The organism is Paracoccus versutus (assembly GCF_029909795.1).
GTDB classification, from domain to species: domain Bacteria; phylum Pseudomonadota; class Alphaproteobacteria; order Rhodobacterales; family Rhodobacteraceae; genus Paracoccus; species Paracoccus versutus.
In genome coordinates this window covers 1,681,140-1,701,384 of the sequence record NZ_CP038197.1, presented here as the reverse complement: position 1 = coordinate 1,701,384, position 20,245 = coordinate 1,681,140, and the positions used below count along the sequence as shown (strand labels likewise).

Annotated in this window: 24 protein-coding genes; 14 read left to right on the top strand and 10 right to left on the bottom strand. The window is 65.2% G+C overall.

The features are described from left to right. Positions 1-46: 46 nt before the first annotated feature. Positions 47-484 (top strand): helix-turn-helix domain-containing protein, encoded by a 438-nt coding sequence (locus E3U25_RS19695; RefSeq protein WP_116222407.1) that lies wholly within the window; start codon positions 47-49, stop codon positions 482-484. Here E3U25_RS19695 and glnT read toward each other — a convergent pair. The 4 genes from glnT to E3U25_RS19675 all read right to left on the bottom strand — a co-directional run bounded on the left by glnT (position 405) and on the right by E3U25_RS19675 (position 4,691). Next, complete coding sequence (gene glnT, locus E3U25_RS19690) at positions 405-1,709, bottom strand: type III glutamate--ammonia ligase (RefSeq protein ID WP_116221783.1); 1,305 nt, start codon at positions 1,707-1,709, stop codon at positions 405-407. The two genes, E3U25_RS19695 and glnT, sit on opposite strands and share 80 nt — an antisense overlap. Positions 1,710-1,781: 72 nt before the next feature. Further along, a complete protein-coding gene (locus tag E3U25_RS19685; RefSeq protein WP_072464342.1) occupies positions 1,782-3,107 on the bottom strand; it encodes an FMN-binding glutamate synthase family protein in 1,326 nt (441 codons plus the stop codon). 11 nt (positions 3,108-3,118) lie between these two features. Further along, positions 3,119-3,802 (bottom strand): GltB/FmdC/FwdC-like GXGXG domain-containing protein, encoded by a 684-nt coding sequence (locus tag E3U25_RS19680; protein WP_036761223.1) that lies wholly within the window; start codon positions 3,800-3,802, stop codon positions 3,119-3,121. 1 nt (position 3,803) lies between these two features. Continuing rightward, complete coding sequence (locus E3U25_RS19675) at positions 3,804-4,691, bottom strand: class II glutamine amidotransferase (protein WP_116221784.1); 888 nt, start codon at positions 4,689-4,691, stop codon at positions 3,804-3,806. Positions 4,692-5,177: 486 nt separating this feature from the next. Between E3U25_RS19675 and E3U25_RS25085 the strand changes: the two genes are divergently transcribed. The 4 genes from E3U25_RS25085 to E3U25_RS19660 all read left to right on the top strand — a co-directional run bounded on the left by E3U25_RS25085 (position 5,178) and on the right by E3U25_RS19660 (position 6,772). After that, positions 5,178-5,303: a VOC family protein gene (locus tag E3U25_RS25085; RefSeq protein ID WP_425355730.1), complete on the top strand. Its 126-nt coding sequence runs from the start codon at positions 5,178-5,180 to the stop codon at positions 5,301-5,303. A 5-nt stretch (positions 5,304-5,308) separates the two neighbouring features. After that, positions 5,309-5,740, top strand: a complete 432-nt coding sequence (locus tag E3U25_RS19670) for an SAM-dependent methyltransferase (protein ID WP_114537464.1) — start codon at positions 5,309-5,311, stop codon at positions 5,738-5,740. 78 nt (positions 5,741-5,818) lie between these two features. Continuing rightward, the gene (locus E3U25_RS19665) at positions 5,819-6,136 is read left to right on the top strand and encodes an H-NS histone family protein (RefSeq protein ID WP_116221785.1); all 318 of its coding nucleotides are present in this window, start codon (positions 5,819-5,821) and stop codon (positions 6,134-6,136) included. Positions 6,137-6,154: 18 nt separating this feature from the next. Then, on the top strand, positions 6,155-6,772 hold the full coding sequence (locus E3U25_RS19660; protein ID WP_116221786.1) for a plasmid pRiA4b ORF-3 family protein: 618 nt from the start codon (positions 6,155-6,157) through the stop codon (positions 6,770-6,772). An 11-nt stretch (positions 6,773-6,783) separates the two neighbouring features. On the opposite strand, the gene E3U25_RS19655 is transcribed toward E3U25_RS19660, so the two are convergent. Further along, on the bottom strand, positions 6,784-7,149 hold the full coding sequence (locus tag E3U25_RS19655) for a type 2 periplasmic-binding domain-containing protein (RefSeq protein ID WP_140849310.1): 366 nt from the start codon (positions 7,147-7,149) through the stop codon (positions 6,784-6,786). A 1,019-nt stretch (positions 7,150-8,168) separates the two neighbouring features. Between E3U25_RS19655 and E3U25_RS19650 the strand changes: the two genes are divergently transcribed. Continuing rightward, the gene (locus E3U25_RS19650; RefSeq protein WP_140849312.1) at positions 8,169-8,777 is read left to right on the top strand and encodes a TetR/AcrR family transcriptional regulator; all 609 of its coding nucleotides are present in this window, start codon (positions 8,169-8,171) and stop codon (positions 8,775-8,777) included. 291 nt (positions 8,778-9,068) lie between these two features. Here E3U25_RS19650 and rarD read toward each other — a convergent pair whose 3' ends face one another. After that, positions 9,069-10,001, bottom strand: coding sequence for an EamA family transporter RarD (gene rarD / locus E3U25_RS19645; protein ID WP_116221790.1), 933 nt, complete (start codon positions 9,999-10,001; stop codon positions 9,069-9,071). 953 nt (positions 10,002-10,954) lie between these two features. Beyond that, entirely contained in the window at positions 10,955-11,344 is a 390-nt protein-coding gene (locus E3U25_RS19635) for a cupin domain-containing protein (RefSeq protein WP_166435508.1), read from the bottom strand. A gap of 111 nt (positions 11,345-11,455) precedes the next feature. Between E3U25_RS19635 and E3U25_RS19630 the strand changes: the two genes are divergently transcribed. Beyond that, positions 11,456-12,076 (top strand): TetR/AcrR family transcriptional regulator, encoded by a 621-nt coding sequence (locus E3U25_RS19630; protein ID WP_166435509.1) that lies wholly within the window; start codon positions 11,456-11,458, stop codon positions 12,074-12,076. A 370-nt stretch (positions 12,077-12,446) separates the two neighbouring features. Here E3U25_RS19630 and E3U25_RS19625 read toward each other — a convergent pair whose 3' ends face one another. Beyond that, on the bottom strand, positions 12,447-12,803 hold the full coding sequence (locus E3U25_RS19625; protein WP_208861596.1) for a hypothetical protein: 357 nt from the start codon (positions 12,801-12,803) through the stop codon (positions 12,447-12,449). Between E3U25_RS19625 and E3U25_RS19620 the strand changes: the two genes are divergently transcribed. From E3U25_RS19620 to E3U25_RS19610, 3 genes are all read left to right on the top strand, one after another. After that, complete coding sequence (locus tag E3U25_RS19620; RefSeq protein WP_181180983.1) at positions 12,775-13,674, top strand: MFS transporter; 900 nt, start codon at positions 12,775-12,777, stop codon at positions 13,672-13,674. The genes E3U25_RS19625 and E3U25_RS19620 overlap by 29 nt on opposite strands. Before the next feature lie 276 nt (positions 13,675-13,950). Then, complete coding sequence (locus E3U25_RS19615) at positions 13,951-15,183, top strand: aldehyde dehydrogenase family protein (protein WP_116221792.1); 1,233 nt, start codon at positions 13,951-13,953, stop codon at positions 15,181-15,183. Between the two features lie 161 nt (positions 15,184-15,344). Beyond that, the gene (locus tag E3U25_RS19610; RefSeq protein ID WP_157034119.1) at positions 15,345-15,506 is read left to right on the top strand and encodes a hypothetical protein; all 162 of its coding nucleotides are present in this window, start codon (positions 15,345-15,347) and stop codon (positions 15,504-15,506) included. An 8-nt stretch (positions 15,507-15,514) separates the two neighbouring features. Here the strand turns inward: E3U25_RS19610 and E3U25_RS19605 are convergent, their stop codons facing one another. Next, positions 15,515-15,958 (bottom strand): DUF6522 family protein, encoded by a 444-nt coding sequence (locus tag E3U25_RS19605; RefSeq protein WP_147304499.1) that lies wholly within the window; start codon positions 15,956-15,958, stop codon positions 15,515-15,517. Positions 15,959-15,979: 21 nt separating this feature from the next. Continuing rightward, positions 15,980-16,417: an RrF2 family transcriptional regulator gene (locus tag E3U25_RS19600; RefSeq protein WP_036761398.1), complete on the bottom strand. Its 438-nt coding sequence runs from the start codon at positions 16,415-16,417 to the stop codon at positions 15,980-15,982. A 140-nt stretch (positions 16,418-16,557) separates the two neighbouring features. On the opposite strand from E3U25_RS19600, the gene ytfE reads away from it, so the two are divergent. From ytfE to ctaD, 4 genes are all read left to right on the top strand, one after another. Next, the gene (gene ytfE, locus E3U25_RS19595; protein WP_116221794.1) at positions 16,558-17,229 is read left to right on the top strand and encodes an iron-sulfur cluster repair protein YtfE; all 672 of its coding nucleotides are present in this window, start codon (positions 16,558-16,560) and stop codon (positions 17,227-17,229) included. Positions 17,230-17,332: 103 nt separating this feature from the next. Then, the gene (locus tag E3U25_RS19590; RefSeq protein ID WP_116221795.1) at positions 17,333-17,656 is read left to right on the top strand and encodes a hexameric tyrosine-coordinated heme protein; all 324 of its coding nucleotides are present in this window, start codon (positions 17,333-17,335) and stop codon (positions 17,654-17,656) included. 19 nt (positions 17,657-17,675) lie between these two features. Beyond that, complete coding sequence (locus tag E3U25_RS19585) at positions 17,676-18,014, top strand: carboxymuconolactone decarboxylase family protein (RefSeq protein ID WP_116221796.1); 339 nt, start codon at positions 17,676-17,678, stop codon at positions 18,012-18,014. Between the two features lie 213 nt (positions 18,015-18,227). Continuing rightward, positions 18,228-19,898 carry a cytochrome c oxidase subunit I gene (gene ctaD / locus E3U25_RS19580; RefSeq protein WP_116221797.1) on the top strand — a complete coding sequence of 557 codons (1,671 nt, stop codon included), beginning with the start codon at positions 18,228-18,230 and terminating at the stop codon, positions 19,896-19,898. The last annotated feature ends 347 nt before the right edge of the window (positions 19,899-20,245 follow it).

Genomic DNA, 20,245 nt, shown 5'->3' with positions numbered 1-20,245 from the left:
GCGCTACAATCTGCACCATCCCGTGCTGGAGGCGGCGGTGCGGCTGATGAGTTCGCATATCGCCGATCCGCTGTCGGCCGACCAGCTTGCGGAGCTTTCCGGTTGCAGCCTGCGCCAGCTACAGCGCTGCTTTTCGGACCACTTCGGCCTGTCGGTCATGGAGTTCTACCGGCGTTTGCGGCTGGAGAAGGCGAACGAGCTGCTGCGCCATTCCGCCCTGCCGATCGCCGAAATCACCGCGATCACCGGCTTTGCGACCATGCAGCATTTCAGCCGGTGTTTCGCGCAAGCCTTCGGCGTTCCGCCGGGACAACGCAGGCTGCAAGGGCTGGGCGCACCCGGATCGGAGGCCGTCAGCGGTAAGCGTGCATGGCGCCCGCCCATAGCAGGCGCCCAGGAATCCGTCAGATGTCCAAGGTATTGTCCCGTTCCCACTGGGTCAGATGACCGCAATAGGAATTCCACTCCTGTGTCTTCATCTTGATATAGGCGGCCGAGAAATCCTCGCCCATCGCGGCCTTCAGCCCGGCGTCGTCGTCATAGGCGCGGATCGCGTCCAGCAGGTTCAGCGGCAGCTTCGGCGCATCGATGATGCGGTGGCCTTCGGCATACATGTCGATGTCGTGGCGCTTGCCGGGATCGGCCTTGCTGCGCAGCCCCGAAAGTCCCGCCGCGATGATCACGGCTTGCAGAAGGTAGGGGTTGACCGCGCCGTCGGGCAGCCGCAACTCGAACCGGCCCGGTCCGGGGACGCGCACCATATGGGTGCGGTTGTTGCCGGTCCATGTGACCGTATTGGGCGCCCAGGTCGCCCCCGAGACGGTGCGCGGCGCGTTGATGCGCTTGTAGCTGTTCACCGTGGGATTGGTAATCGCGGCCAGCGCAGAGGCGTGCTTCATGACCCCGCCCAGGAAATGCCGGCCCTCGTCTGACAGGCTGAGTTCCTTGCCGTCGTCGGCAAAGGCATTGCGCCCGTCCCTGGTCCAGACCGAGATATGGACATGGCAGCCGTTGCCGGTCAGGCCTATGATCGGCTTGGGCATGAAGGTGGCGCGCAGCCCGTGCTTTTCGGCGACCGAGCGGGTCATGAACTTGAAGAAGCTGTGCTTGTCCGCCGTGGCCATGGCGCTGTCGTATTTCCAGTTCATCTCGAACTGGCCGTTCGCGTCCTCATGGTCGTTCTGATAGGGTTCCCAGCCCAGTTCCAGCATGTAGTCGCAGATCTCGGCCACCACATCGTAGCGCCGCATCACCGCCTGCTGGTCGTAGCAGGGTTTCACCGCGGTATCGGCGGGGTCGGAGATCTGCGTGCCCTCGGGCGTCAGCAGGAAGAATTCCGGCTCGACCCCGGTCTTGACCACCAGGCCCATTTCCGCGGCCTCGGCCGTCAGCCGCCCCAGCACGTTGCGAGGCGCCTGCGCCAGCGGTCCGCTGTCCGACATGACGCAATCCGAAGCGACCCAGGCCACTTCCCTTTTCCACGGCAGCTGGATGACCGAGGAGGCGTCCGGCAGCGCCAGCATGTCGGCATGGGCGGGGGTCAGGTCCAGCCATGTGGCGAAACCGGCGAAACCGGCGCCGTCCTTCTGCATCTCGGCGATGGCCTGCGCCGGCACCAGCTTGGCGCGCTGCGATCCGAACAGGTCGGTATAGGAAATCATGAAGTATTTGACGCCCTTCTCACGGGCGAATTCGGCGAGATCGGTCATGCGGAAGGTTCCCGTTGGAGGAAAAGAGCTGGATCGGGGCAGGATGCGATGTCCTGCCCTCTGGTCGTTGGTTCAGAAGCCGTTCTGGCCGGGAATCCAGTTGGTGCCCGCCAGCGGGACGCCCGCCATGGCGGCGGCTTCCAGCGTCAGGGCGCAAAGATCCTCGGGTTCCAGGTTGTGGACATGGCTCTTGCCGCAGGCCCGCGCGATGGTCTGGCATTCCAGCGTCATCACGGCCAGGTAGTTGCGCAGCCGCCGCGCGCCCTCGACAGGGTCGAAACGCTTCATCAGTTCGGGGTCCTGCGTGGTGATGCCGGCGGGATCGCGGCCTTCGTGCCAGTCGTCATAGGCATCCGCCGTGGTGCCGAGCGCGGCATAATCCTCGTCCCATTTCGGGTCGTTCTCGCCCAGGGCGATCAGCGCGGCGGTGCCGATGGCTACCGCATCGGCGCCAAGCGCCAGCGCCTTGGCCACATCCGCGCCGGTGCGGATCCCGCCCGAGACGACAAGCTGCACCTTGCGGTGCATCCCCAGGTCTTGCAGCGCCTTCACCGCCGGGCGGATGCAGGCCAGCGTCGGCTGGCCGACATTCTCGATGAAGACGTCCTGCGTCGCGGCGGTGCCGCCCTGCATCCCGTCCAGCACGACCACGTCGGCGCCCGCCTTCACCGCCAGGGCGGTGTCGTAATAGGGGCGCGCGCCACCGACCTTGATGTAGATCGGCTTTTCCCAGTTGGTGATCTCGCGCAGTTCCAGGATCTTGATCTCCAGATCGTCCGGGCCGGTCCAGTCGGGATGGCGGCAGGCCGAGCGCTGGTCGATGCCGATGGGCAGGTTGCGCATCCCGGCCACCCGCTCGGTGATCTTCTGGCCCAGAAGCATGCCGCCGCCGCCGGGCTTGGCGCCCTGGCCGACGACGATCTCGATCGCATCGGCGCGGCGCAGGTCGTCGGGGTTCATGCCGTAGCGGCTGGGAAGATACTGATAGACCAGCTTTTCCGAATGCCCGCGTTCCTCGTTCGTCATGCCGCCGTCGCCGGTGGTGGTCGAGGTTCCGGCCAGCGTCGCGCCGCGCCCAAGGGCCTCTTTCGCGGGACCGGATAGCGCGCCGAAGCTCATGCCCGCGATGGTGATCGGGATCTTCAACTCGATGGGCTTTTTCGCGAACCGCGTGCCCAGCACCACCGAGGTGTCGCATTTCTCGCGGTAACCCTCCAGCGGGTAGCGCGAGATCGAGGCGCCCAGGAACAGCAGGTCGTCGAAATGCGGCACCCTGCGCTTGGCGCCGCCGCCGCGGATGTCGTAGATGCCGGTATCGGCGGCGCGGCGGATTTCGGCGTTGATGCCGGGCGAGAAGGTCCAGCTGTCGCGCGGCAGGGTTTGCGGCGTCTTGTCCATGATATCCCTCATCAATAGGCGCCGGCGTGATCGACGTGGAAGTTGTAGAGCTTGCGGGCCGAGCCGTAGCGCTTGAACTCCTCGGGCTTCGCATCGGCGCCGGCGCGTTCCAGCAGGTCGCGCAGGATCTCGACATGCTCGGGGCGCATCTCTTTCTCGATGCAGTCCGAACCCAGCGACTTGACGGCGCCGCGCACGAACAGCCGCGCCTCATAGAGGCTGTCGCCAAGCGCGTCGCCCGCATCGCCCAGCACCACCAGATTGCCCGACTGCGCCATGAAGGCCGACATATGGCCGATATTGCCGAAGACCACGATGTCGATGCCCTTCATCGAGATGCCGCAGCGCGAACTGGCATTGCCCTTGATGACCAGAAGCCCGCCATGGCCGGTGGCACCCGCGTATTGGCTGGCGTCGCCCTCGATGACGACAGTGCCCGACATCATGTTCTCGGCCACGCCCGGCCCGGCCGAGCCGGTGACCTTGACGGTCGCCTGCTTGTTCATCCCGGCGCAGTAATAGCCGGTCGAGCCCTTGACGGTGACTTCGATGGGCGCATCCAGGCCCACGGCGATGGCATGGGCACCCTTGGGGTTCTCGATCACCCATTCGGTCTGGTTGGTCCGGGAAGCCTGCGCCTGAAGCGCCGCATTGACGTCGCGCAGCGGCGTGGTGGCAAGGTCGATGGTCTGCATCTCAGCGCTCCCAGAAATAGACGGTGGCGGGCTCGGGTTCCCAGACGCGGGCGCTCTCGATGCCGGGCAGGTTTGCAAGGGCGCGGTATTCGCTGCCGAAGGCGACGTAATCCTCGGTCTCGGCCATGACGGCGGGCTTGCAGGCGACGGGGTCGCGCACCACGCCGAAGCCATTGCGGGTGCCGACGACGAAGGTGAAGAAACCGTCCAGATCCTGCAACGTGCCTTCCAGCGCCTCGCTGAGGCTGGCGCCTTCGGCCAGGCGCGACGAGATATAGCAAGCGGCGACCTCGGTATCGTTCTGTGTTTCCGGGGCGAAACCCTTCTGGGTCAGTTCACGGCGCATCTGGTTGTGATTGGACAGCGAGCCGTTATGCACCAGGCACTGGTCGGCGCCGGTCGAGAAGGGATGCGCGCCCAGCGTCGTCACCGCGCTTTCCGTCGCCATGCGGGTATGGCCGATGCCGTGGCTGCCGGCCATCTGGCGCAGGTGAAAACGGGCGGCGACCTGTTCGGGCAGGCCGACCTCCTTGAAGATTTCCATCGCGTGGCCCGAACCCATGACGCGGATGCCTTTCCCGGCCAGAAAGCCGCGGGCCTCGGGCTCTGTGCCCTCGGGCAGGGTCAGCACCGCATGAGTGTCGATGACCCGCATCCCGACCGTATCCCCCAGCGCATCGGACAGCGCCGCGTCGAGGCCACGGAATGCCGTTTCCGGGTCGTCCGACTGGACGGTGATCTTCGGCTTGCCGCCATCATTGCCGTAGATGGCGATTCCCGCGCTGTCCGGCCCGCGATCCGTCATCGTGATCAGCATGTCCGTCAGCAGGTCGCCTAGCTTCGGCTGCAATTCCTGGTTCTTCAGGAACAGACCAACGATACCACACATCCCTTGCCGTCCTCGTAATCAGCTTCGCTTACCTGATGATTACCTATGAGAAATAAAATTTCTTCAAGGGAAATATGTGGGATTCCTGCCATTGCGCATGCCGCGGAAGTCTCCTGCCGCTTCGGCGTTCAGGAAGCTGAACCATGATCGGGCAACTGCCCGGCACATGAGCAATTCGAAAACGCAGAGCTGGTGAGCCGGCTAATTCCCCATCCCTGGGCACTGGGAACGGTCAGGCGCTGGCCAAGCCAGCCCAACCTCGGCCATGCAAGCGCTTGGATTTTTCGGTCCACATCAAGGACGTTTGCCGCGATATTGGCCTTTCGCGCAGTTCCCTTCCATCCACCTCTCCCCGCTGGCCGGGATCAGCGCGACGGGCCGGGGCTTCGTGCTGGAGCCGTGCGGCGTGCGCAGGATCGCCGTGCTGGCCCCGCCGGTCGAGGGTGATCATGCCGGGCTGCTGGCCCTGCTTTCCGATGGCGAGGCCTGGTCGAGTTCGAGGAAGGGCTGACCGACCGCGACTACGGCAGCCGTGAATTCATCTGCCGCGATCCCGAGGGCAATTTGTGGTGCTTCGGCACCTGGTGGCCAAAGGTCACCGACAAGACCTGAGCATCATGGCCCCGCGGATATCGAACCGCATCGCCTGTTTCGTGGACGCCCTGCCGCTGGTGCCGGGCCATCGGGTGCTGGAGATCGGCTGTGGCCCCGGCGTAGCGGCCCGCGAGGTCTGCCGCCGCATCGGCAACGGCTTCGTCCTGGCCATCGACCGCTCGGCCAGGGCGATCGACAGCGCGGTGGCCGGATCGAAACCCGAGATCGCCTCGGGCCGGCTGCGGTTTCGCCAGGTGGCAATCGAGGATTTCGAACTGCTGGCCGGCGAGGAGCGCTTCGACATCGCCTTTGCGATGCGTGTCGGGGCATTGGACGGCCGCCATCCGGAGATTGTGCAACGCGCCCTTGAACGATTGCGGGCCGCATTGAAACCGGCGGGACGGCTGTTCATCGACACGGGGCATCCGGTTCGGGAGATCAGGCTGGACAGGTAACGGGCTATGGATTGAGCGCGGGAATTGCCGTTGAACCCCTGCTGAATTAAACGAGCGGCATAACAACAGGGGACGCTTATGGCCGATATCGACCTGCATGCCTTGTCGCTGGCCGAACTGAAGCAGCTGGAAAAGAACGTGGCGAAGGCCATTGCTTCTTTCGAGGATCGCCGCAAGGCCGAGGCCCCTGCGGCGGCGGAAGCGGTGGCAAAAGAGCACGGTTTCTCGCTGGACGAACTGGCGGAAATGACATCGGCGCAAAAGCGGGTCACCGTGGCACCGAAATACCGCCACCCGGAAAACACCGAGATCACCTGGAGCGGTCGTGGCCGCAAGCCCGCCTGGATCGTCGAGGGCCTGGAAGCCGGCAAATCCCTAGAGGACTTCGCCATCTGATCAGGGAGGGCAGGGGAAATGTTCCAGCCCTCGAATGCGGTGCGGCTGCATGTCTCCCTGGCCGGGATCGAGCCGGAGATCTGGCGGCGCCTGGTCGTTCCCTCCGGCTGGACGCTGGACCGGCTGCACCTGGTCCTGCAGGCGGCCTTCGGCTGGACCGACAGCCATCTGCACGAATTCCGCATCGGCGGGTTGCGCTACGGCGATCCGGCCCTGCTGGACGACGGCTTCGGCGGCCCCCCCGTTTTCGACTATGCCGAGGTCCGGCTGCAGGATTTCGTCGGGCGCGACGCCGGCTTCACCTATGCCTACGATTTCGGGGACGGCTGGCAGCACCTGATCCGGATCGAGGACTGGCTGGCGCTCGACCCGGCGCCTCGCCATGCGCTCTGCCTCGAAGGCGGGCAGGCAAGGCCGTCCGAGGCTGTCGGCGGGCCGCGGGGCTACGCGGATTTCCTCGGGATCATCCGCGATCCGGCGCACGAGGACCATCGCTCCACGCTGCGATGGGCGGGCGGGCATTTCGATCCGGAATGGTTCGATCTCGACCTGATCAACAAGGATCTGCGCAATGCGCTGCGCGTGAACGCGTGGCGCCGATTGTATCAGCCGAGGCCGAAGGCGCAGAGGGGTTAGCAGCGCGTATATCACCGACACCTGATCGCCGGATCACCTGGTCGGGGTGATGGATTGGTTGTGACGGGTCTCCCACCGGCTTGGCCCGTCGCGATACCGCCGTGCGCTGATGACCATGGCCTTGGAAGCGTGAAGGCTCGGGCGTCGGCTTGGATGGTAGAGGAACAGCCGTCGAGCATCGGCGACCCGTCATCCAGCACCCGCGCCAGCGCGCCGGCTGGGATATTCGCGGCGGCGATATCCTCGGGGGCATAGGCGATGCCGAAGCCGTTAACAGGCGCATCGATCATGGCGGAGCAGTTGTTGGTTCGTCGTCCGTTCACGCGACCCCACAATTCCTGTCCGCCCTTTTCCAACTCCCAAGCATAGCGCCCCAAGCCGACAGGTCCTAAGACCTCTACGCCACCAACCGGTTCGCCATCGCTGTCAGGCGACGTTTCGGGGTAGGCGCTGAGGGTGCCATCTCGTCTGTAATATCAAGTTTCCTCAGCGCCATGAGGGCGCTTTTCGCCATTTCCGGGGAAACCCTGTCGACGGAGGCACCGCTTGCAATTCGGATGAGTGCCTGAGTGACGGTATCCGCGCCGATCGGGGTCCCGTCCTGTGCAAGGCGCAGAATCACGCGACCGAATGTAAAGGCGATCATGTCAGGGTTATTAGTGTAAAGCAAATTATTACCCTCCTAATAATGTCAACCACCTGCGAGGAATCTCCAAGGGATGACCAATCTACAGTTGTATGTTTGCCAATGTCTTCACCCAGGACAAGTGAGTTCAATGCACGGAGACCAGGAGAAAAAAGCATGACTCGCAGAGGCTTAGGTGAAAATATTGAAGCAAACACAACTTGGACGATAACTCGACGGGCATGAGAGCGTCTGTGGGAAATACCACAGGCGATGTTTACTTGGCCTCACGCCTGAACCCCTTGTTAGATCGATCTTAACCCTTGTTGGCGGAACCATTCGGCATATGTTGGCATATCTCGTTGCCGGCGTCATCGGAGGCATGACGTCGGCGGTTATCACTTTCGCACTGGGCTACGGCCGGGTCGCGGTACTCTCTTGTTATGTCGTCTTCGGCATCGCCGGCCTCATCGCCGCCATGCCGATGCGGCTGACTGTCTCATCCCGGGCAAAAAGCCGGGTGAGGTGGTGGGAATGCGACGCGGTGAAAGATCTGCGCAGAGCCGGATAAGTGCCGCTCCTGCAGCGATGAAGGGCGGATAGCACCCTGGATCGCGCCGCATCCCACCGATCCGAATACCAGACAAAGATACATGTTTAACCAGCCACTCGCCTCGGATGACCGGGGCATAATGGATGATTTCATTATGCTCGGCTTCACCGTGCCCGGGCTTCCGGTTTCCGCGATCTGGCTGTTTCTTAGGATTGAATATGACCCGTCAAAACCATAGCGGCAGGAATCTCTGCACCGATGCGACCAGCGTCTTTCACAGGTTGCTGGCTGAAACAGGCTACCCGCCCAGTCTCGAAGAGGTGGCCAGTGCGCTCGATGTTTTGCCTTCGACCATGATGTCCGTCTTTCGTAACGGGGCGCATCTGATGGAGGTGGCGGTGGAAAGCGCGCTGCTGCGGCTTCACGATCGCTGCATCCGGGTCACGGCGGTGATCGACTGTGCTGACCCGATCGCCCAGCTGGAAGCACTTGCCGACGCCTATATCGGCCGGGCCATCGATCATCCGGGCGTATTCCTGGCCTTCCATTCGCCGGCTCTCGGCGCGCTGCGGGAGAACGATCGCTTCACCCGCTTCGAGCGATCGGTGATCGTGCTGATGCAGCGGCTGCTGGTCCGTGCGAAGAAGGGCGGGCTGCTGGCCGGTGAGGACAATGCGGAAGTACTGGCGGAATTGATCCGCGCCCTCATCTGCGGTGCGCTGCACAAGGTGATGCTGGAACGCCTTCCACAGGGAAAGCCGGACCCAGAAGATTTGGCGGAGATGCGTGCGAACCTTCGGTTGCTGCTGCAGCGGCTGGTCGGATAGCTGCGACCTGAGTTCTCTTTTCCCTTCGGCCTGGTTGCGGCGACGTGATTGATGAGGGCGGGCCGATACCGCGCTTTCCATGACCGGCTTTCGAGGTGGTCGCGGCAAGCTCTTCTTGAGTTGCTGGCGTCGCGCTGGCCCGCAGACCCGGCAGGGCATCGTGGCGGCAGCATGCCCTGTGAGCGAGGCGTCGGTCGACGGGGATGATCCTCGGACTCGCCGCTCGAACCATGCCCTCCGAGGAACCCGGCCTTCTCGCCCGGTAGATGCTGGGTCCCCATGTCGCGACGCCTATTGCATCCGGCCGGTCGTGGTGGCCTTGCGCCGGGCGGCACCATATTGCCGCCACAACCCCAGGGAATACAGCGCCAGTGCCGCCCAGATCAGCGGAAAGGCGATCCTTCGCGACTGGTCGAACGGCTCGCCGAAGACCAGCACCGCGCACAGAAAGATCAGCGTCGGCGCGATATATTGCAGGATGCCGACCGTGGTCAGCCGCACCAGCTTGGCGCCGTTGGCATAGAGCATCAGCGGGACGGCCGTGACCACGCCGCAACCGAGCAAGAGCAGCGTGTCGGCGCCCGCGCCCGTGCCGAAATGCGACTGGCCGGTCAGCGTCAGCCACAGCAGGATGGCCGCCGCAAAGGGGCACAGCACCAGGACCTCGAGCGTAAAGCCCTGGTTGGGACCAAGTGGCAGGCTCTTCTTGCAATAGGCGTAGAAGCCCCAGGTCAGGGTCAGCCCCAGCGCCACCAGCGGCAGGCGGCCTGCCTGCACGGTCATGATGACAACTGCGACCGCGGCCAGCGCGATGGCCATGAGCTGCGTCCGTCCCAGGCGCTCCTTCAGCAGCACCGCCCCCAGGAAAACGCTGAACAGAGGGTTGATATAATAGCCCAGCGCCGCCTCCATCGCGTGATCGTTGATGATCGCCCAGACATAGACCAGCCAGTTGACCGAGATCAGCATCGCCGTCAGCACCGCCATTGCCAGCAGGCGCGGCGTGCGCAGCGCCGCGATCACCTCGGCCGCGCGCCCTTGCCAGATCAGCACCGCCGCCGCGATGGGTAGCGACCAGATCACCCGATGGGCGACGACCTCGACCGGCGGCACATGCGCCAGCGCCTTCATGTAAAGCGGCAGAAAGCCCCAGAGGACATAGGTCAGGATCACCAGGACCAGGCCACGGGGGGAATCGCTGTTGAGATCGGCAGGGCTGCTCATATCGGTTGCATAGGCTGCAATCCGCGGCCGTGCCAGACGCTGCGGTGCCTGGTCCGATAAGCTGGCCTCTGATCGACAATCGCCAAGGGTGAAGGGGCGCCAGAATCGCGAAAAACCTGCGTCGACCCGATCGGCCTCTCCTTTTCCCTTGGTAACAGCCCGATGGAGGATCGAGATGGGGCAAGGATATGTGCCTGAACTACATGATCCGAACCGTTGCAAGGCCAAGGAGCAGTTGAATGCTCCGTTGGCCGACGATGACGCCCATCACCTGTTCGAGGCAGTCGTTGCCGCACTTGATGCGGAGAGGAGGTTCGATCTGCCGGCTGCTTGTATGCTCGGTAAGTCAAGGGCGGCCCCGAGCCGCCGGTCGAGAGACCGGCGACGCTGCAGCGCGGCTTTCTCAGACCGGACAGCCGTGCTTGCCGCAACGATTTGCCAGGGCTCGCCGAGACCAGGATCATCGTGGAAAGGTGGCGATGCCACTAGAATACCGTGCGCCCGCATGGATCGCTCGGCTACAAGCCTCCGGCTCGGGAAGTCTTCATCCCCGCGTTTCCAGCGCGGACAGCTCGACAACCTGGGCCAGCAACGCCGTCCGCGCTGGAAACACGACCAGCATTGCACCAACAATCAAAATGGGCCCGTCATCGGGGGCCGATGGACAAGGCAGCCGGGCGTCGATCAGGGTTCCGCAGACCGGCAGCCACGCCCCGGCGTCGCGTCAGGGTGAGGCGGATCCCTGCGCTGCATATACCAGCAAGACGAGCCCTTGGGCGGCAACGGCGAGAGCCGAGGGCGCGACCAGCATCACCGCTGGGCCGTATGCCGGCATGCCGGCCTTGCGCCGTCGCTCGATGGCGGGCAGGGGGGCTCCCGATCGGCCCCCCGCGCCTGGAAGGCCTTCAGCCATGGTTTTCCCTGTCGTTACAGGTCCGCGCAGGCTGCACCGGCTATGCCTCGCGATCCTTGCGGCGCTGCGTGCCGCTGCGATGGGTGATCGCCAGCAGGACCGACGGTTCCCTGAGCCGCAGCCGATGCCAGCTGCCCGCCGGCACCACCTGGCCCGTCCTCGGTGCCAGTTCCACCGTGCGCATGCCGTCGGCATCCTCAAGATCCAGCTCCAGCCTGCCGGAGCAGAGGATCAGCAACTCATCGCCGCCGGGATGCATCTCCCAGGAGTCCGGGTGAACGTCCTCGGGGCGTTCGGCAGGGAAGACGGCGAGCGTCCTGCCCTCCGCCGGCCGGTCGCCGGAGGCCAGCGACACCGGGCGGATCCGCGGCCCGTCCTCGAGATGCAGGTGAAAGCGGCTCAGGTCGAGCCCGGAATTCGTATCGGTCATGGCGTTTCTTCCTTTCCGGCCGCGATGTCCTTGCATCGATGCCTGGAATATGTGACGAATCCCTCGGCTTTTATATTCGCATTCCCCGTTCATGACCGGAGGATGGTGCAGATGGAGGTGAATCCACGCAAAATCCCGCGCCAGGGCCGGGCGCGCGCCACGGTTCGCGCCATCATCGAGGCGACCGCTCAGGTTCTGGCGCATGCCGGGTTCGAGCGCATGACCACCGCGATGGTGGCGGAGCGGGCCGGCGCCAGCATCGGCTCGCTCTACCAGTATTACCCGAACAAGCAGGCGCTGGCGGCGGCGGTGGTCGATCATTACGGCGAGGTCTTTGCCGCGCGCTTCGCCCAGGCGATTGCCGCGCCGGGCGAGACGCTGGCCCAGGCGGTCGATGCCCTGGTCGCGACCGCCTTCCAGGACCATCCGCATGATCCCCGGCTGCACCAGGCCCTGATCGAGATCGCGCCGCGCGTCGGCCGGGCCGAGCATCGCAAGGCGCTCAGCGCCCGCATCGCCGCGCTGATCGAGGCGCGGTTGCGGCGCCATGCGGACGAGTTGGCCGCCGATCTCGATCCGGCCGAGGCGGCGGCGATGCTGGAGGCCGTGCTGGAAACCGCCGCGCACCGCGCGCTGGAACAGCATCCCGCCGGCCTGCCGACCGCAAGGCTCGCGGCCCAATGCCGGCGGATGATCATGGCTTATCTCACATGCCCGGCGGGGCGCTCGTGAGGGAAGTTTTCATGTTGGCCGCTCCTTGGGTGTCCCAAAGCGGATCGGAAGTGCTGGGGATATTCATGGGCCTTGAGCCATGGATCAACCCAGTCAGACCAGGCCAGGTCGCGTTTCCAGAAGCTGCTGCTCGGACATGCCACAGCTCTAGGGAACCACCTCGTGCCGCCATCGCGAATAGGATAGGCGGCCAAAGGCACAGAGGGTGCAAAGGTGGCGACGGAGCGTTGCTGACATTCCCGACCCATTCCGGCCACTCGCGAACAGCCCTGTGCCGCAATGGGGCCTCCGCGTCGCGGCGTTTCGTGTTCGCCGCAGCGGTTAAGGCTGCGCAGCGAGAGAAATGTCGGACGCAGGCTTTTTGCCCTGATCAGCCGGCAGCGTCCGTGACCCCGAACGCCTGCCAGAAACCGATCCTGCCAGCCGGGGTGATCTCCAGCGCCCTCGTTCCGGCGCGGCGCCGCACCCAGCCCCGATCCAGGGCATGGGTGCAGATGGCGGCGCCCAGAGCCCCGGCCAGATGCGGGCGGCGCTCGCTCCAGTCCAGGCAGGGACGGCAGAGCGGGCGGCGGCTATGCATGTCGCGATCCGCCGCCAGGATGCCGAGGGCCTGTATCCTGGCCCGGCCCGAGCCCTGGCAGCTGCTCGCGGCGGCGCTGGCCAGCGGCGCCGGCTGGGTCACGATGGGGGCGGCCGCCGTGAATGCGCTGATCGCGCCCTGGTTCATCCTGCGCCGTCCCGCCGCGCTCGGCATGGCCCATAACGGCGCGAGCCTGGGCGGGGTGATTTTCTCGCCGCCGTGGATCGCGCTGATCGCGGGCATCGGCTTTCTGCCGGCGGCCCTGGCCGTCGGCGGCGTCATGGTGGCCGTGGTCGCGACCCTGTCGGTGCTGGTGTTCCGGCACACGCCCGAAAGCATGGGGCAAAGCCCGGACGGCGTGCAGGGGGCCGATCCCCGGCCACGAGCGCCGCGAGGCGGTTCGCCCGCGCGCCGCTGGTTCTTTGCCGACGGCAAGTTCGTGACGCTGGCCGCCGGCATGATGCTGGGGCTCTTTGCCCAGATCGGGTTGCTGGCGCATCTGTTCTCGCTGCTGGTGCCGGTGCTGGGCGAGGGCATGGCGGGGCTGGCGATGGGCGGCGCGACGCTCGCCGCGATCCTCGGGCGTTCGGTGGTGGGCTGGATGATGCCGGTCTCGGCCGACCGCCGCCTGGTCGCCTGTGCCAGCTATGGCGTGCAGGTGGCCGGATCGCTGCTGTTCCTTCTGGCGGCGGGCGAGGGCGGGGCTCGGCATTGCGCTCTTCGGGTTGGGGATCGGCAATGCCACCTCGCTGCCGCCGCTGATCGCGCAGCAGGGGTTCACCCGGGCCGTGGTGGCCCGCGTCGTGCCGCTGATCGTCGCCATCGGCCAGGCCGGCCATGCCTTCGCTCCGGCGGCGTTCGGCCTGTTGCGCGGGGGTGGCATGATCGGCGGATCCGGTTCCGCGCTGCTGTTCGCCTGCGCTGCGGCGATACAACTGGCCGCGATCGGCTGCCTTCTGGCGGGGCGGGGCGGGGGGGAAGGCCGGGCCGCCCTCAGCCTGACGCAACACGCCCATGATCTGGGCTTCGGTGAAACGGCTCTTCTTCATCGGAATCTCCTCGTCCATCCTGCCGAGAAAACTCCACGTCCGCATCCCCTTAACCATGGGGAGGATTACCGCAGCAGCTCACAGTCGGAAATCTGTCCAAGAAACGGGAGTCGCTCACTGAGCCATCATTGGCATAGTTATTGCGCAGAAACCCTTCGTATCGGCTTACAGGAGCACGATGACAACGGCCCTGAACAGCTCGAACTGCGTTCTCGATAACCGCAAGATCTAGCGAGGAACAGAAATTGAATAACAGGACAAAGGCAGGACAACCGCAGTTCCTAGCCGATCCAAACAAGCAGCATTTTATCGACGGTACATGGCGGCCATCCGCTTCCGGGGAGAGTATCGAGACATTCAACCCCGCGACCGGCAAGGTCCTGACTACACTGGCGCGCGGTCGCAAGGAGGATGTCGATGCCGCAGTTGCAGCTGCACGGCGTGCGTTCGAGGGGCCGTGGAGCCGTTTCACTCCGCAACAGCGGATGACGCTGATGATGCGAGTCGCCGAGGTCGTGGAGAAAAATTTCGACGAGCTTGCCACACTGGAATCGCTCGATATGGGAGCGCCGCTTGCGCGGACCCGTGGCATGAAAGCCGGCTTGCTGGCCATGATCCGCTACCTTGCTGCACAGGCGGTAAGCTGGACCGGCAGCACGATTCCGAACTCGCTACCTGGCAATGTCACCACGCTTACTCTGAAGGCGCCGGTGGGTGTCGTCGGCGGGATCATCCCGTGGAACGGGCCGCTTATCAGCTTCTGGGGAATCGTGGGCGGCGCCCTGGCGACCGGCTGCACGGTGGTGATCAAGTCCGCCGAGGATGCGTCGCTGACCGCGCTGCGCACGGCGGAACTGCTGGCCGAGATCGGTGTGCCAGAAGGGGTGGTGAATGTGGTCACCGGCCTCGGCGCCGAGGCCGGTGCGGCCTTGGCTGCCCATCCCGATGTGGATCGCATCGCTTTTACTGGCTCGACCACCACCGGTCGCGAGATCGTCAAGGCCTCTACGGTCAACATGAAGCGTGTACAGGTGGAACTGGGCGGCAAGTCGCCCGACGTGATCTTTGCCGACGCGGATCTCGACAAGGCGGTGCCCGGCGCGGCCATGGGTGTCTTTACCAATTCCGGCCAGATCTGTTCAGCCGGGACCCGCATCTTCGTCCAGCGCACCATCCAAGAGGAGTTCCTGGCCCGGATGGTCGAGTTCAGCAAGGGGATCGTCGTGGGCGACCCCTTCGATCCGAATGTGCAACTGGGTCCTCTTGTCTCGCAGCGTCAATTGGAGCGGGTGATGCATTATGTCTCGGTTGGTGGTTCGGAAGGCGCGGATCTGCGGACAGGCGGCAGCCGGCTGGGGGGCGATCTGGCGGACGGCTATTTCATCGCGCCGACCGTCTTCAGCAGTGTCCACAATGACATGACCATCGCGCGTGAAGAGATCTTCGGCCCTGTCGCCTCGGTTAGGGATGATCCGTGAGATTGGGTCGAGCCAGCGCGTTCCCCGCATATGCGGGGATGAACCGTCCTGTGGAAAACAACGGCTACCATTTTCATCCTTGTTCCCCGCATGCGCGAGGGTGAACCGACGCTGGCAGCGGCGCTGATCGAGGACGGCGACTGTTCCCCGCATGCGCCTTCATGCCACTGACCTTCGATCCGGCCTGCATGCTGCACCGCTTCCTGTCGTCGATCCCGAACTCCGTGTTCATGGTCATCGTCTATCTGCGGCTCCGGTGCCTCTTGCCCTTGGCGATCGCCCATTGGCTCCCGGATGCCGCCCCGACCCTGTTCTCGTTCTGAGCCGGGGTTCAGGTGCAGTGTGTCCGGGGCTGTACGTCGATGGTGATGGCGATGGGGTCGCTGGCGGGGAAGGTTCCTTGCAGCGCCAGGTCGAGAAACGTCTCGACATGCGCCGCCTGTCCCGGATCCCGGTCCCTCGCCGGCAAGGGGGTCTCGTGATCCCCGCCGGCCTCCGCGCCTGGGCTTTCGGGGCCGGGCGATCGGGCGAAATCCAGCGCGCCGCAGCTCAGGATCCTGCCGCTTGCGTCCGCGGTGATCCGGATGCGGCGGCTGGACGAAAAGAAGATCAGCCGCACCGTGCCGGCATCCTTGCCCGCGCCGCGCTCGAACCGGCTGGTGATCGTGCCGTCGCGCATGCCCTGCCGCAAATCGTCGGCGCTGATCCCGAACGCCCTGGCCAGGACGGCCGCGTCGATCCGGGCGCCGTCCTGCTGCAAGTCGATCCCAGGCATCGCCGCCTCTCTTTTCCGGCCTCACTCGGCCGCCACCACGCGCCCTCCCGGACCCGCTCCGGGCCAGGCGCAATCCTCCAGCGTCGTGCGGTCCAGCTCGGCCATGAAGGCCTCGCGCGCCGCGGAAAGCTGCGGCCGCAGGCGGCAGCGCGGCCGCAGGACGCATGCACCGCCGTCGGCGCGGAAACATTCCACGATGGCGAACTTGCGCTCCAGATGGCGCACCACCTGCCCCAGCGTGATCTCATGCGCCGGGCGCATCAGCCGCAGCCCGCCGGACCTGCCGCGCTCGGACCGCACGAAACCGCCAAGCCCCAGGTCGCTGACCACCTTGGCCAGGTGATGCTGCGAGATGGCGAACTCCCTGGCGATCTGCCCGGTCGAGATCGGCTTTTCCGGCGCCCCCGCCAGCCGCATCAGCACCCGCAATCCGTAGTCGGTAAAGGTCGCAAGACGCATCGGCTCTCCTGAATTGGTATTGACAATACCGATTATGTGGGCGGATATTCGGCATTGCAAGTACCGAATATGGGCTTCGCGCATCCTCCTGCCCCGCGGCGCCCGACTCACCGTCAGATCCCCCGCTCATGGAGACAGCCATGCCCCAGACCACATTCCCATTGCACGACCGGACGGTCGGCGAGATCGCCGCGCGGCTTCCCGGCGCGTCCGGCGTGTTCCGCCGCTTCGGCATCGACTTCTGCTGCCACGGAGAGGTGCCGCTGGCCGAGGCGGCCAATCGGCGCCAACTGGACCTTGGCGCGCTCGAGGCGGTCCTGAGCGACCTCGACCCGCTGGCGATCCCCGATGCGCCACGCGAGACCGGGGCGCTGATCGACCATATCCAGACCCGCTATCACCAGGCGCATCGCCGGCAGATCCCCGAGCTGATCGCGCTTTCGCGCAAGGTCGAGGCGGTCCATGCCGGCCACCCGGAGGTGCCCGGCGGCCTGGCCGACCTGCTGCAGCGGATATGGGGCGAACTGGAGGTGCACATGAAGAAGGAAGAGCTGATCCTGTTCCCGGCCATGCGCCGGCAGGCGGCGGACCGGATCGCCGCCCCCATCGCCGAGATGCGGCACGATCACGACGATCACGGCGCCTTCCTGGCGGAGCTGGCGCGGCTGACGCAGGACCATACCCTGCCCGAGGGCGCCTGCCGGACCTGGCAGGCGCTTTACGCCGGGATCGCGCAGCTGCGGGCCGACCTGATGGAGCATGTCCATCTGGAAAACAACGTGCTGTTCCCGCGCTTTGAAAAGGCCGCATGAGGCCCGCTGCCCGCCCGCTGTTTCATGCGGCGCCGCCCGCCGCCGGCGCCGCATCCGACGCCCCGAAGCCCGCCTTTTGCCACCCCTTCAAGGAGGAGGTTCCATGGTCCGACCCGGTTGCATCCTTGCCGCCTCGCTGGCGCTGCTGCCGGCTGCCGGCCTTGCCCAGAGCGGCCAGCCCGCCCCGGCCGCGGCGGCGGAAGAGACATGGCTGCCCAGTTTGCAGACCCGGACGCCGCAGCAGGGCTTCGACCTGGCCATCGGCATGGCGCGGCGGGCGGTCAGGACGACCCAGCCCGATGTCGCGGCGCTGAAGGCGGGGCGGCCGGGCTATGCGGCCGATGCGGGCAGGCTGATCGACGTCTCGGGGGTGGCGGCGGCCTGGTTCGCGACCATCGCCGCAGCGAACGACTATTGGCGCGAATGAACCTGAACGGAGGACGATCATGGCCGACATCTCCATGCCCAAGGCCAGCGCCGCGCTTGGCGCGAAACGTCACGCGCTGGCGCCAGCCATCGACGATGCCTTTCTGGCGCTGTCCAAAGCCGTCTTTGCCGACGGTGCGCTGGACAAGCGCACCAAGCAGCTGATCGCGGTCGCCGTGGCCCATGTCACGCAATGCCCCTGGTGCATCGAGGGCCATGTCAAGGGCGCCCGCCGCGAGGGCGCCAGTCCCGAGCAGATCATGGAGGCGATCTGGGTCGCGGCCGAGATGCGCGCCGGGGCCGCCCATGCCCATGCCAACAAGGCGCTTGCGGTGCTGGACCAGATCGATGGCGCGTGAAGCCTGCCCATGCCCTGCTGCCGTCCCTTGCGGAACATGGCGAGGGGTCGAGGCCTGCATGAAGGGCGCGGCGGCAGCCCGGCGGATCACCGCGAGGCTCGATGCCACCCTTGGCCTTGCCGATAGCCGCAGGGCCGGCCAGGTCGCCCTGCCGCCGCGCCCGACCATCCGCGTATCCGCAAACCGGAGCCTGCACAGATAAAGGACAGGACCATGTCAGCCCAGATCAGCGACAGCATCGAAGAGAAGCGGGGCTTCTTCACCCGCTGGTTCATGTCGACGAACCACAAGGACATCGGCATCCTTTACCTGTTCACCGCCGGGACGGCCGGGCTGATCGCCGTCACCTTCACCGTCTACATGCGGATGGAGTTGCAGCATCCCGGCGTGCAATACATGTGCCTGGAGGGGATGCGGCTGGTCGCGGACGCCTCGGCGGAATGCACGCCCAACGGCCATCTGTGGAATGTCGTCGTGACCTATCACGGCATCCTGATGATGTTCTTCGTGGTGATCCCGGCGCTGTTCGGGGGGTTCGGCAATTATTTCATGCCGCTGCACATCGGCGCCCCGGACATGGCCTTCCCGCGGCTGAACAACCTCAGCTATTGGCTCTATGTCTGCGGGGTCTCTCTTGCCATCGCCTCGCTGCTGTCGCCGGGCGGCAACGACCAGTCCGGCGCGGGCGTGGGCTGGGTGCTCTATCCGCCGCTCTCCACGACCGAGGCCGGCTATGCGATGGACCTGGCGATCTTTTCCGTCCATGTCTCGGGCGCCAGCTCGATCCTGGGCGCGATCAACATCATCACCACCTTCCTGAACATGCGCGCACCGGGGATGACGCTGTTCAAGGTGCCGCTGTTCGCCTGGGCCGTCTTCATCACCGCCTGGATGATCCTCTTGTCGCTGCCGGTGCTGGCCGGGGGGATCACCATGCTGCTGATGGACCGCAATTTCAGCACCCAGTTCTTCGACCCGGCCGGCGGCGGCGACCCGGTGCTTTACCAGCATATCCTGTGGTTCTTCGGCCATCCCGAGGTCTACATGCTGATCCTGCCCGGTTTCGGCATCATCAGCCATGTGGTCTCGACCTTTGCCAGGAAGCCGATCTTCGGCTACCTGCCGATGGTGCTGGCCATGGCGGCCATCGCCTTCCTGGGCTTCGTCGTCTGGGCGCACCACATGTATACCGCCGGCATGTCCTTGACCCAGCAGGCCTATTTCATGCTGGCCACCATGACCATCGCCGTGCCGACCGGCATCAAGGTGTTCTCGTGGATCGCGACCATGTGGGGCGGCTCGATCGAGTTCAAGACGCCGATGCTCTGGGCCTTCGGCTTCCTGTTCCTGTTCACCGTCGGCGGCGTGACCGGGGTCGTCATCGCCCAAGCCCCATTGGACCGGGTCTATCACGACACCTATTACGTCGTCGCCCACTTCCACTATGTGATGTCGCTGGGCGCGGTCTTCGCGATCTTCGCCGGGGTCTATTACTGGATCGGCAAGATGTCGGGCCGGCAATACCCGGAATGGGCCGGCAAGCTGCATTTCTGGATGATGTTCATCGGCTCGAACCTGATCTTCTTCCCGCAGCACTTCCTGGGCCGCCAGGGCATGCCGCGCCGCTACATCGACTATCCGGTCGAGTTCGCCTATTGGAACAACATCTCGTCGATCGGCGCCTATATCTCCTTCGCCTCCTTCCTGTTCTTCATCGGCATCGTGTTCTACACGCTCTTCGCCGGCAAGCGCGTGAACGTGCCGAACTACTGGAACGAACACGCCGACACGCTGGAATGGACCCTGCCCTCGCCGCCGCCGGAGCATACCTTCGAGACCCTGCCCAAGCGCGAGGACTGGGATCGCGCCCAGGCGCATCGGTAGGCAAGGCGGCCCACGGGTCCATAAGGAGGTCGGAGGCAGCCCGGCCTCCTCGCGATGCGCAAAGCGGACCATCGGCCCAGGGCAAGAGAATTGCGTTAGAAATTCTAATGCTTCCCGAGAGGATATTCTCGTTTGCCCCAATGAGGCTATCGGGGAATAAACCGCCTGTCCGGGTCGCGGGGTGCCTTGGCGGAGATGAACGGTCATCAGCCCCGGCCAATTGAATTCACATGCCGGACCCTGCTTTCGTCCGCCGGAGCCTCCGGTGGCGCGGGTTCCGGTTGCCTGGTCGGAAAAAGCGCCCAGGTCGAATGTTGGGGGGAGGATGCAGGCCGCGTCCCGGCATC